Source organism: Paenibacillus sp. FW101-FHT12H11 (genome assembly GCF_058790355.1).
In genome coordinates, this window is the sequence record NZ_JBYTCO010000019.1 from 23,926 (window position 1) to 36,421 (window position 12,496).

The 12,496-nt window shown below is 50.9% G+C and carries 11 protein-coding genes and 1 riboswitch; all 11 genes read left to right on the top strand.

Features of this window, described 5'->3' with window-relative positions; genetic code table 11:
- Window positions 1-285 precede the first annotated feature (285 nt).
- Window positions 286-387: riboswitch (purine riboswitch) on the top strand.
- A 136-nt stretch (window positions 388-523) separates the two neighbouring features.
- Window positions 524-1,009: a 5-(carboxyamino)imidazole ribonucleotide mutase gene (gene purE, locus AC3WTJ_RS36320; RefSeq protein WP_315955656.1), complete on the top strand. Its 486-nt coding sequence runs from the start codon at window positions 524-526 to the stop codon at window positions 1,007-1,009.
- A complete protein-coding gene (gene purK, locus AC3WTJ_RS36325; protein WP_492526509.1) occupies window positions 1,006-2,181 on the top strand; it encodes a 5-(carboxyamino)imidazole ribonucleotide synthase in 1,176 nt (391 codons plus the stop codon). The genes purE and purK overlap by 4 nt, the downstream gene beginning before the upstream one ends.
- A gap of 26 nt (window positions 2,182-2,207) precedes the next feature.
- The gene (purB, locus tag AC3WTJ_RS36330; RefSeq protein ID WP_127455580.1) at window positions 2,208-3,503 is read left to right on the top strand and encodes an adenylosuccinate lyase; all 1,296 of its coding nucleotides are present in this window, start codon (window positions 2,208-2,210) and stop codon (window positions 3,501-3,503) included.
- A 33-nt stretch (window positions 3,504-3,536) separates the two neighbouring features.
- A complete protein-coding gene (locus AC3WTJ_RS36335) occupies window positions 3,537-4,436 on the top strand; it encodes a phosphoribosylaminoimidazolesuccinocarboxamide synthase (protein ID WP_181646664.1) in 900 nt (299 codons plus the stop codon).
- A gap of 30 nt (window positions 4,437-4,466) precedes the next feature.
- Window positions 4,467-4,706: a phosphoribosylformylglycinamidine synthase subunit PurS gene (gene purS, locus AC3WTJ_RS36340; RefSeq protein ID WP_079414612.1), complete on the top strand. Its 240-nt coding sequence runs from the start codon at window positions 4,467-4,469 to the stop codon at window positions 4,704-4,706.
- 27 nt (window positions 4,707-4,733) lie between these two features.
- On the top strand, window positions 4,734-5,429 hold the full coding sequence (purQ, locus tag AC3WTJ_RS36345) for a phosphoribosylformylglycinamidine synthase subunit PurQ (RefSeq protein WP_492526512.1): 696 nt from the start codon (window positions 4,734-4,736) through the stop codon (window positions 5,427-5,429).
- Window positions 5,407-7,650 carry a phosphoribosylformylglycinamidine synthase subunit PurL gene (purL, locus tag AC3WTJ_RS36350; protein WP_492526514.1) on the top strand — a complete coding sequence of 748 codons (2,244 nt, stop codon included), beginning with the start codon at window positions 5,407-5,409 and terminating at the stop codon, window positions 7,648-7,650. The genes purQ and purL overlap by 23 nt, the downstream gene beginning before the upstream one ends.
- Window positions 7,635-9,167: an amidophosphoribosyltransferase gene (gene purF / locus AC3WTJ_RS36355; RefSeq protein ID WP_407870419.1), complete on the top strand. Its 1,533-nt coding sequence runs from the start codon at window positions 7,635-7,637 to the stop codon at window positions 9,165-9,167. Before purL ends, purF begins: the two co-directional genes overlap by 16 nt.
- A 61-nt stretch (window positions 9,168-9,228) precedes the next feature.
- Window positions 9,229-10,269, top strand: coding sequence for a phosphoribosylformylglycinamidine cyclo-ligase (gene purM, locus AC3WTJ_RS36360; protein ID WP_492526516.1), 1,041 nt, complete (start codon window positions 9,229-9,231; stop codon window positions 10,267-10,269).
- A complete protein-coding gene (gene purN, locus AC3WTJ_RS36365) occupies window positions 10,269-10,880 on the top strand; it encodes a phosphoribosylglycinamide formyltransferase (protein ID WP_492526518.1) in 612 nt (203 codons plus the stop codon). The genes purM and purN overlap by 1 nt, the downstream gene beginning before the upstream one ends.
- 41 nt (window positions 10,881-10,921) lie before the next feature.
- On the top strand, window positions 10,922-12,469 hold the full coding sequence (gene purH, locus AC3WTJ_RS36370; RefSeq protein WP_127455587.1) for a bifunctional phosphoribosylaminoimidazolecarboxamide formyltransferase/IMP cyclohydrolase: 1,548 nt from the start codon (window positions 10,922-10,924) through the stop codon (window positions 12,467-12,469).
- The last annotated feature ends 27 nt before the right edge of the window (window positions 12,470-12,496 follow it).

Consider the following 12,496-nt stretch of genomic DNA (forward strand, 5'->3'; position numbering starts at 1 on the left):
ATCTATCTTATTAGACGATATTTGCGCGGAAAAGTTTGTGCCATTCTTCGGATTTGTCGAAAAAAAGATGAGGGTCTTTTCCTACTCTATACCCGAATACCGAACAAGTCTAACCTTGATGTGAGGGTGAAAATGGAAAGAATGTCTCAAAAGTTTGTTTTTAGAGAAAAAAACAGCAAAAAACGAACTATTCAAAAGATTTACCTAAAAATCGTTCGTTTTTTGAAATTGACATGACACGTCAGTTGGTAGTAAACTAGGGAAGCGGGAAATGAAGCCGCACTAATTGAAAATGTCGAATCAACTCGTATAAAATCAGGGATAAGGCCTGAAAGTTTCTACCCAAAAACCATGAATTTTTGGACTACGAGGAAGCGAATGAGGGAAACCATAGGAAGATGATGGTCTTTTTGCATTCGGTTCTTTTGCTGTCCAGCGGATAGAATCGTGTATTCTAGCTCTGGGCATTTTTTGGTTTAGAGGGTTTGACCATATTTACCATACAATAGAGAGTGGGTTAGTGATGACGGTACGTGTTGGTGTCATAATGGGAAGCCAGTCGGATTGGGAAACGATGAAGCACGCATGCGACATGTTGGAAGAGCTGGGAGTGCCTTATGAGAAAAAGGTGGTTTCTGCGCACAGAACGCCGGATCTGATGTTCGAATATGCAGCCGCAGCGGCAGGCCGCGGCATTCAAGTCATTATCGCCGGAGCAGGCGGAGCGGCACATCTACCAGGAATGGTAGCAGCCAAAACGGAGCTTCCGGTTATTGGTGTTCCAGTCAAAACATCGACGCTGAACGGTCTCGATTCCTTGCTTTCGATCGTGCAGATGCCGGGCGGTATTCCGGTTGCTACGGTGGCGATCGGGCATGCAGGCGCAACGAATGCAGGCCTTCTGGCTGCGCAAATTCTAGGGGCTTTCGATCCTGAGCTGCAAGCGAGGGTCAGAGCACGCCGTGAACGCGTGGCGCAGACAGTGATGGAAAGCAGTGACCTGTTATGACAGACACAGCAGGTGGTAAGGTCATCAAGCCCGGCGGCACGATCGGCGTCTTGGGCGGCGGGCAGCTAGGCCGCATGCTGGCCTTGGCCGGTCGCAACATGGGGTATCGCTTCGTAACGCTCGATCCCACAGAGGATGCGCCATGCGGACAAGTCGCAGATGAACAGATTCTTGCGAACTTCGATGATGTCGAAGCGGCACGGAAGCTTGCGGCATTATCCGATGTGATCACTTACGAATTCGAGAACGTGGACGCTCACGTGACTAGCATTCTTATGAATGAGTCCTATGTTCCCCAAGGAAGCGAGCTTTTATATACGACTCAGCATCGCCTTCGCGAGAAGAGAGCTATTGAGGCGGCAGGCGTTCCGGTTGCCCCTTATACGGAAATCAAGAGCGCCGCAGAGCTGAAAGACGCGGTCATCAAGTTCGGCACACCGTGTGTGCTCAAAACGGCGACCGGCGGTTACGACGGCAAAGGCCAATGGGTTATTCGCTCTTTAGATGAAGTAGAGGAAGCCTACGAAACGCTGAGCCGTGCCAAAACCGAGCTCGTTCTCGAACAATTCATTCACTTTGACAAAGAATTATCCGTTATTGCAGCAAGAAGCCCTCGCGGTGAAGTGAAGGCATTCCCTGCAGCGGAAAATATACATGTACATAACATCCTGCATCAATCCATCGTACCTGCCCGCATCCCAGCGGATGTGCAGCAGGAAGCCGAGAAGCTGGCGACGCGAATCGCCGAAGGACTTGGCGTGATCGGATTGATCGCCGTAGAGCTGTTCCTGACGAAGGATGGCCAGCTCTACGTCAACGAGCTTGCTCCGCGCCCGCACAATTCCGGTCATTACACGATGGAAGCGTGCCGCACGTCACAGTTCGAGCAGCATGTTCGAGCGATTTGCAACTTGCCGTTAGGTTCGACGGAGCTTTTATCCCCAGTGGTTATGGTGAATTTGCTCGGCGAGCATATCGAACCGCTTAACGCCAAGATCGACCAGCCCGGTTTCTTGGAAGATGCAGACTTAGGCGTTAGCGCCAAGGTTCATCTGTACGGGAAAAAGGAAGCAAAAGAGAAACGCAAGATGGGACACATTAATCTGCTGACAAACGATGTAGAGCAAGCACTGACTTGGATAGAACGCACGACGATTTGGGAAAGTAAGTAAATGATAATTATTGGAGGAACGGCAAAATGATCGAACGTTATACGCGCCCCGAAATGGCGAGCATTTGGACTGAGCAAAACAAGTTTCAAGCATGGCTCGAAGTTGAAATTTTATCCTGTGAGGCATGGGCTGAGCTAGGCGTAATCCCGAAAGAAGATGTGAAAGTGCTGCGCGAGAACGCAAGCTTCAACATTGACCGCATCTACGAAATCGAGCAAGAAACGCGTCATGACGTTATTGCTTTCACAAGAGCGGTATCCGAGACACTGGGGCCTGAGCGCAAATGGGTTCACTACGGATTAACTTCAACAGACGTTGTAGATACGGCACTTGGTTACTTGCTAAGACAAGCCAACGAGATTTTGGACAAAGATATCCAGAACTTCATAGAAATCCTTCGCAATAAAGCGATTGAACATAGAGATACAGCCATGATGGGCAGAACGCATGGTGTGCATGCGGAGCCGACGACGTTCGGACTCAAAATGGCGCTTTGGTACGAGGAAATGAAACGTAACCTGGAGCGTTTCCGTTTTGCCGCTGATGGCGTACAATTCGGTAAAATCTCCGGTGCAGTAGGCACCTACGCGAACATCGATCCGTTCGTAGAGCAGTACGTGTGCGAGAAGCTTGGCACGAAAGCGGCTCCGATTTCCACACAAACGCTGCAGCGTGACCGTCATGCTGAGTACATGGCTACTCTGGCGCTCGTTGCTACATCCCTGGACAAATTCGCGACAGAAATTCGCGCGCTGCAAAAGAGTGAATTCCGCGAGGTAGAAGAGCCGTTTGCAAAAGGTCAAAAAGGTTCCTCCGCGATGCCGCACAAACGCAATCCGATCGGTTGCGAGAGCATTTCCGGTCTGTCCCGTGTCATTCGCGGGCATATGATCTCTGCTTACGAGAACGTGACGCTTTGGCATGAGCGCGACATTTCGCACTCCTCCGTTGAGCGTGTCATTCTTCCGGATGCTACACAATTGCTGAACTACATGCTGAACCGTCTTGGCAACATCATCAAAAACTTGACGGTGTTCCCTGAGAACATGAAACGCAATATGCGCAGTACGTATGATGTGCCTTTCTCTGGCCGCGTCATGACGAAGCTGATCGACAAAGGTTTCTCCCGCGAGCAAGCCTACGATACCGTGCAGCCTAGAGCGATGCAAGCTTGGGAAGAACAGCGTTCGTTCCGTGACATCGTAGAGAATGAGCGTGCAATTACGGAAGTATTGAGCCCGGCTGAAATTGCGGATTGCTTTGATCCAAGCTGGCATTTGAAACATGTAACTACAATCTTTGACCGTTTAGGTTTGAAATAGAAGGCACATTGGGAGAGAAGGGATGGGTTGTCTGTGGCAGGTAAAATCCTTGATTCAGCGGTTGAACTCGTAAAAGCGCCTCTGGTACACAAAGGCAAGGTACGCGAGCTGTATGATTTGGGTGAAAATTTCCTGATCGTCGTGACGGATCGGATTTCAGCTTTTGATTACATTTTGAAGCCGGGTGTTCCTGACAAAGGATACGTGCTTAACGCGCTCAGCAAGTACTGGTTCGATATCACGAGCGGTTATATGAAAAATCATATCGTTCACACGGATGTCGAGCTGCTGCAAGATATTATTCCGGATGCGGCAGCGAGAGAGCTTCTGAAAGAGCGTATTATTGTAGCGAAAAAAGCGGAGCGTATCTCCATCGAGTGCGTTGTACGCGGATATATCACAGGCAACGGCTGGAGACAGTACGAGAAAACCGGCGAAATCAACGGCCGTAAGCTGCCTGAAGGATTGCGCAAAAACCAACGTCTTCAGGACCCTATTTTCACCCCGGCGGCGAAAAATGATGTCGGCCACGACGAGGACATCTCCATCGAGCAGATGGTTGAGCTGGTTGGCGAAGAGCTGACGTACGCGCTGCAAGAGCGCAGCATCATGCTGTATACGCTAGCTCATTCCATTTGTGAGCGCAAAGGCATTATTTTAGCGGATACGAAGTTTGAATTCGGCTTTTATGCAGGTGAACTGATTATTATTGATGAAATTTTCACGCCGGATTCCTCTCGTTATTGGTCGGAAGATAAATATGCCTTGGATATCGAGATTGATTCCATGGACAAAGAGCCTGTTCGTACGTACTTGGCGGGTTCTGGTTGGGACAAAAACAGTGAGCCGGATGAGCTTCCAGCGTCTGTCGTGGAAGAGACTGCGAACCGATACAAAGAGATTTTGCACCGTTTAGTCGATTCAAAAAATTAGAGCAAGCACATACGAGGAGGAGAATAGAAAATGAAAGCAACGGTCTACGTAACGATTAAGCAGAACGTATTGGATGTGCAAGGAACAGCGGTGCAAGGAGCGCTTCATTCCATGGGTTTTGAGGAAGTTGGCAAAGTGCGCATCGGGAAATATTTGGAGTTGGAACTTGGAACAACGGATAAAGCAGAAGCGGAAGCACGCGTGAAAGCTATGTGCGAGAAGCTGCTCGCGAACACAGTTATCGAAGACTACCGCTACGAGTTGGCCTAATAGAGATCAGGAGAGGGAGGAAACGTCATGAATTTTGCGGTTCTTGTATTTCCGGGATCGAACTGTGACATCGACTGCTTCAAAGCAGTTGAGGACACGATCGGACAACCGGTTGATTATGTGTGGCATACGGCGGACGATTTGTCCAAATACGATTGCATCCTCGTGCCGGGCGGATTCTCTTATGGGGATTACCTGCGCTGCGGAGCGATTGCGCAATTTACGAATGTGATGAAAGCTGTGGCTAAAGCGGCGGAAGAAGGCAAATACATTCTAGGTATTTGTAACGGATTCCAAGTCTTGACGGAAGCTAAATTGCTGCCAGGCGCTTTGCTGCGCAATAACGGCATGAAATTCCGCTGCCACCAAACGGTTTTGAAAGTGGAAAACAACACAACGGCCTTCACGCGTGATTACGCCGAAGGTGAGCTAATCAATATTCCGATCGCACACGGCGAAGGCAACTACTATTGTGACGATGCTACATTGAAAGAACTGCAAGAAAACAATCAAATCGTTTTCCGTTATGAAGCAGGGTCTAACCCGAACGGATCCCTTGACGATATTGCCGGAATTAGCAACAAAGCAGGAAATGTTGTAGGTATGATGCCCCATCCGGAGCGCGCCATTCATGAGATTCTGGGCTCCGCAGACGGCAAGAAAATGTTCACATCTATTCTAAGTGCTTGGAGGGAAAAACATGACGCAGCAGCTATCCGCTAAGGAACCAACAGCCGAACAAATCGCGGAACAGAAAATTTACAAGCAAATGGGCGTAACGGACGAAGAGTTTGCCAAAATTTGCGGCTTCCTTGGACGTAATCCTAACTATGTGGAGATCGGCGTATTTAGCGTAATGTGGTCCGAGCATTGTTCTTACAAAAATTCCAAACCGGTGCTTCGCAAATTCCCGGTTACAGGACCTCGCGTTCTGATGGGACCTGGCGAAGGCGCAGGGATCGTAGATATCGGGGACAACCAAGCGGTTGTTTTCAAAATTGAAAGTCATAACCACCCTTCCGCCATCGAACCTTACCAAGGCGCGGCGACAGGCGTGGGCGGTATTATTCGTGATATTTTCTCCATGGGCGCACGCCCGGTGGCTTTATTGAACTCTTTGCGTTTCGGCAAGCTGCAAAATGACCGCGTGAAATACCTGTTCGAGCACGTTGTATCCGGTATCGCTGGTTACGGTAACTGTATCGGGATTCCGACAGTCGGCGGCGAAGTGATGTTCGACGAGAGTTACGAAGGTAATCCGCTCGTTAACGCGATGTGCGTGGGTCTTATCGACCACGACAAAATCCAACGCGGCGTTGCCAAAGGTGTAGGCAACCCTGTCTTCTACGTCGGTCCGGCAACAGGCCGCGACGGGATCCACGGAGCGACATTCGCCTCCGAGGAATTGACGGCTGAGTCCGAAGCGAAACGCCCGGCGGTCCAAGTGGGCGATCCGTTCATGGAAAAGCTCGTCCTGGAAGCGTGCTTAGAGTTAATCGATTCCGGCATCGTGCTTGGAATTCAAGATATGGGCGCTGCAGGTCTTACCTGCTCCAGCGCTGAGATGGCAAGTAAAGCCGGCAACGGTATGGAGCTTTACCTGGATGAAGTTCCGCAGCGCGAAGAAGGCATGACAGCTTATGAAATGATGCTGTCCGAGTCGCAAGAGCGCATGCTGTTCGTAGTTGAGCCGAAGCATGAGGCGCAAGCGAAAGGCATTTTCGAGCACTGGGGTCTGCACTGCGCGAAAGTCGGTAAGGTAACCGACGACGGTTACCTGAAGCTGATCCACCACGGTGAAGTCGTGGGGAATATGCCTGTAGGCGCACTCGTCGACGAGTGCCCGGTTTACAATAAGCCGAGCAAGGTTCCGGCTTATTATGAAGCAAGCGCAGCGATCGACACGACGCGTTACCCAGAGGTAACGAAGCTGACGGATGCGCTGAAATCGGTGCTCGCGTCCCCGACGGTAGCGAGCAAAGAGTGGGTTTACAACCAGTATGACCACATGGTTCGTACGGATACAGCTGTGCGTCCGGGATCGGATGCAGCGGTGGTGACCATTCGCGGCACGCGCAAGGGTCTTGCGATGACAACCGACTGCAACGGACGTTATGTGTACTTGGATCCGGAGGTTGGCGGACGGATCGCCGTTTCCGAAGCAGCGCGTAACGTTGTTTGCTCCGGCGCTGAGCCTTTGGCTGTTACGGACAACTTGAACTTCGGTAGCCCTGACAAGCCTGAGATCTTCTGGCAGTTGGAGAAATCCACTGACGGTATGGCGGAAGCCTGCCGCTTCTTGGATACGCCGGTTATCGGCGGTAACGTTTCTCTTTACAATGAGAACGCCAAAGGCGCAATTTACCCGACACCGGTTATCGGGATGGTAGGTCTGGTGCATGACATCGACCACATCACGACGCAAAGCTTCAAAAAAGAAGGCGACATCATCATCCTGCTCGGCGAGACGAAAGCGGAACTCGGCGGCAGCGAATTCCAATATGTGATTCACGGCGTAACCGAAGGCCGTCCTCCAGTGCTTGATCTAGCCGTGGAGAAACGCCTTCAAAACACAGTGCTTAAAGCGATCCAAGAAGGTCTTGTCGCTTCTGCGCATGACTTGTCCGAAGGCGGCTTGGCCGTTGCTTTGGCAGAAAGCTGCATCAGCGGCCGTGTAGGCGCTGACGTTAACGTAGCTTCCGAGCTTCGTCCTGATTTCGCATTGTTCAGCGAATCCCAATCCCGTATTTTGCTAAGTGCTTCCCCGGACAAAGCGGATGCCCTGAAGCACTGGGTTGCTTCGCAAGGCGTGCCTTATCAAGAAATTGGAACAGTAACAGGTTCAGAACTAACTGTGAAAATCAACAACGAACAGCGTCTCCAGTCTCCGGTAAGCGAGCTGGCGAAAGTCTGGAAGGATGCGATTCCATGTCTAATGGCATAAAACAATCCAAGGCCCTAAAGCTACCTGCGGCTCCCCTGGTTAATCTGGGGGATCAGCAGCACGAGCTTTGGACAGGGGAGTACTTCAACGAAGGTGTAGGCGGCCATGGCGGATTGTTTGACAAGCTGAATGAAGAGTGCGGCGTTTTCGGAGTGTACGGTCATTCCGAAGCTTCCTCTCTCTGCTATTATGGCCTTCATGCTTTGCAGCACCGTGGACAGGAAAGCGCTGGTATTTGTACGGTAGAAGACGGCAAGTTTAACTACTATCGCGGTATGGGGCTTGCCAAAGAGGTATTCACTGGCGAAAACTTGTCACCTTTGACAGGTTCCACAGCCATTGCACACGTGCGGTATTCGACTGCAGGCGAAAGCAAGCTGGCGAATGCACAGCCGTTAGTTTTCAAATATCGTGAGGGCGATCTTGCGATTGCGACGAACGGTAACCTGGATAACGCAAACATTATCAAGCGTGAGCTTGAGCGCAAGGGATCGATTTTCCAAACGACAAGCGATACGGAAGTCCTAGCGCATCTGATTGCCCGTTCGGAGCATGACGATATCGTGGACGCGGTCAAAGACGCTTTGACGCAAGTTATTGGCGGATTTGCCTTCCTGATCATTACCAAAGATAAAATGATTGCTGCGCTTGATCCGAACGGTTTGCGCCCATTCATGATCGGCCGTCTCGGCGATTCCTACTTGTTCGCTTCCGAGTCCTGCGCTTTTGATGCGGTGGGAGCTACTTATTTCCGTGATGTACAGCCAGGCGAACTCATCGTGCTGGATCGCGACGGTTTCCGTTCCGAGCAGTTCACGGAGAGCGGCCGACGCGCCATTTGTGCGATGGAATATATCTACTTTGCTCGTCCGGACAGCGATATCGATACAGTGAACATTCACTCCGCACGTAAGCGGATGGGTAAAAAGTTGGCGATGGAAGCTTTCGTTGATGCGGATGTAGTAACCGGCGTGCCGGATTCCAGTATCTCGGCGGCAATCGGTTTTGCTGAACAAACGGGTATCCCATATGAGTTGGGGCTGATCAAGAACCGCTACACAGGGCGGACGTTCATCATTCCAAGCCAGGAGCTTCGTGAACAAGGTGTCAAAATGAAGCTGAGCGCCGTTCGCAAAGTAGTTGAAGGCAAACGTGTCGTGATGATCGATGATTCCATCGTTCGCGGCACAACGTCCCTTCGCATTGTTAATTTACTTAGAGAAGCTGGAGCTACAGAAGTGCACGTGCGGATTTCTTCGCCGCCTTTCATGAATCCATGCTACTACGGCATTGATACACCGGATCGGAAAGAGCTGATCGCTGCGATGAACTCTATCGAGGAAATTCGTAAGGCGATCAACGCGGATTCCCTGCATTTTTTAACCAAAGAAGGGCTGCTCGATTCCATTGGTCAAGGATCGGCCGGTTCCCAAAGCGGGTACTGTACAGCATGCTTCGATAATACGTATCCAACGGAAATTGTGGATGTAACGAAGGTCGGTTGTGCTTGCGATTAAAGGACAGGGGAGGCTTCGGGCCTCCCACTATATATAGACAAATATAAGGAGTGGTTGCGAAGTGTCGGATGCTTACAAAAAGGCCGGAGTCGATATCGCGGCAGGTAACGAAGCAGTAGAACGGATGAAAAAACACGTCAAACGGACTTTCCGTCCTGAAGTGTTAACGGACCTCGGCGGCTTCGGCGGGCTGTTCAGCTTGAACAAAGACAAGTATGAGGAGCCTGTACTTGTATCTGGAACGGACGGCGTGGGCACGAAGCTGAAGATTGCTTTTGCAATGGATAAGCATGATACGATCGGGATCGACGCGGTTGCTATGTGCGTGAACGATATTATTGTTCAAGGCGCTGAGCCGCTTTTCTTCCTTGACTATCTCGCTTGTGACAAAGTAATTCCAGAGAAAATCGAAGCTATTATCAAAGGGATCGCTGACGGTTGTGAGCAGTCTGGCTGCTCACTCATCGGTGGCGAAACGGCGGAAATGCCTGGCATGTATGCACAAGGGGAGTATGACATTGCCGGCTTTACGGTTGGAATCGTCGACAAGAAAAAGATCATCGACGGTACGACAATCCGTCCTGGAGACGTAGTGTTAGGTCTGGCTTCAAGCGGTGTGCACAGCAACGGGTTCTCTCTTGTGCGCAGGCTTTTGCTGGAAGAGAAAGGGTACACACTTCAAGGGCATGTGGATGAACTGGGCGATAAACTTGGCAACGTGTTGCTAGAGCCTACTAAGTTGTATGTGAAGCCTATTCTTGCGATGTTGGAAGACGTAGCGATCAAAGGCATGGCGCATATTACAGGCGGCGGTTTTATCGAAAATATTCCGCGTGTTCTGCCTGACGGCGTGAACGTGGATATCCAATACGGCTCATGGCCGATTCTGCCGATCTTCTCTTTGATGCAGCGTGAAGGCGGCATTTCGAACAACGATATGTTCCGCACGTTCAACATGGGGATTGGGATGGTTATTATCGTGAATGCGGATGATGCGGAGAAAGCGATTGCCGCAGCGGAAGCGCAAGGCGAGAAAGTTTACCGTTTGGGCGTTGTTACTGAAGGCGAGCGTGTTGTAACGTTCCAAGGAGCTGAGGTGTAATGCAGCCTTATCGAATAGCGATCTTTGCTTCGGGCAGCGGCTCGAATTTCCAAGCGATCGTGGATCAGGTACAGAAGGGGAAGCTTGATGTCAGCATCGAGCTTCTTGTCTGTGACCGTCCGCAGGCTTACGTGGTGGAGCGTGCCAAAGAAGCGAAAGTGCCTGTGTTCGCGTTCCGTCCCAAGGAATATGCCAATCGTGAGGCTTATGAGGCTCTTATTTTGAAGGAGCTGCAAGACCGCCAGGTTGATTTGGTTGTGATGGCAGGCTACATGCGTATTATTACGAATGTGCTGGTTGAGCCGTTTTTCGGCCGGATGATTAACATCCATCCATCACTGCTGCCGTCCTTTCCGGGCGTGCGCGCGATTGAGCAGGCCGTCGAGTACGGCGTGAAGCAAACCGGCGTCACCGTGCACTTCGTGGACGGCGGGCTGGACTCCGGCCCGATCATTGCGCAGCGCGCCGTGGAGATCCACGAGCACGAGACGGCGGAATCGCTCGCAGAGCGGATTCATGCGGCTGAGCACGTATTGCTGCCGCAGGTCATTCGATGGCTGCGCGAGGGCCGCGTGAGCATGGATGGCCGCAGGGTGGGCATTCGGTTGTAGGTTATAATATATATAAAATTACTTTTCTGGGAGGAAGAACCGTGGCAATCAAAAGAGCACTGATCAGCGTGTCCGATAAAACGGGGATCGTTGAGTTCGCGAGCGAATTGGCGAAGCTGGGCGTTGAGATTATATCTACTGGCGGTACGCAAAGTTTGTTGAAGGATAAAGGGGTTCCGGTTATCGGGATTTCCGAGGTTACAGGCTTCCCTGAGATCATGGATGGCCGCGTCAAAACGCTGCATCCGGCTGTTCACAGCGGTCTGTTGGCAGTTCGTGACAACGAAGAGCACCAAGCGAGCATGAAGAAGCTAGGGCTGGATTATATTGATCTGGTTGTCGTGAATTTGTATCCTTTTGCTGAGACGATTGCGAAGCCGAATGTCTCTTACGAAGACGCTATCGAGAACATCGATATCGGCGGTCCGACTATGCTACGTTCAGCGGCAAAGAACCATGCATTCGTATCTGTTGTTGTCGATGCAGCGGACTACGCCAAAGTGCTTGAAGAGGTCCAAGAGACGGGCGATACAACACTTGAAACGCGCAAACGTCTTGCGGCCAAAGTATTCCGTCACACTGGCTCATACGATGCTTTGATTGCTGACTACTTGTCCAAACAAATGGGCGAGCCTTACCCAGAGCGTTACACAGTTACTTACGAGAAAATGCAAGAGCTTCGCTATGGAGAAAACCCGCATCAAAGCGCGGCGTTTTACCGCAAGCCGAATGCGGCGGCCGGCAACATTACGACGGCTGAACAGCTTCACGGCAAAGAGCTTTCTTACAATAACATCAATGATGCCAATACGGCGCTTCAAATCGTTAAGGAATTCAGCGAGCCTGCCGTTGTTGCAGTTAAGCACATGAATCCTTGTGGTGTAGGTATCGGTACGAATGTGTTGGAAGCATATCAAAAAGCGTACGCCGCTGACCCTACGTCCATCTTCGGTGGTATCGTAGCAGCGAACCGTACGGTTGACGAAGCAACAGCGCAATTGCTGCATGAGATTTTCCTGGAAATCGTCATTGCGCCAGATTTTACACCGGAAGCACTTGATATCCTTTCTAAAAAGAAAAATATCCGACTGCTGAAAGTAGTCGGCTTAGATACCGTTGCTGGCCGCAAGGCAGAGCCAGTTGTTACAACCGTTGAAGGCGGCATGCTCGTGCAAGACAGCGATGCTTACCAACTGACGGAAGCGGATCTGAAGGTTGTTTCCGAGCGTCAGCCGACAGAAGAAGAAATGAAGCAGCTGCTTTTTGCATGGAAAGTAGTTAAGCACGTTAAATCTAACGCGATCGTACTTGTCGCTGATGACATGACGGTTGGTGTAGGCGCGGGGCAAATGAACCGTGTCGGCGCGGCTAAAATTGCGATCGAGCAAGCTGGGGACAAGTCGAAAGGCGCCGTTCTTTCCTCCGATGCTTTCTTCCCAATGGGCGACACGCTTGAAATGGCTGCGAAAGCAGGCATCACAGCGGTTATCCAACCGGGTGGATCGATCAAAGATGAAGAGTCCATTCGCGTAGCGAACGAGAACGGAATCGCGATGGTCATGACGGGCGTTCGTCACTTCAAACACTAAAAACAACTGAGAATGCTCACGATTCGA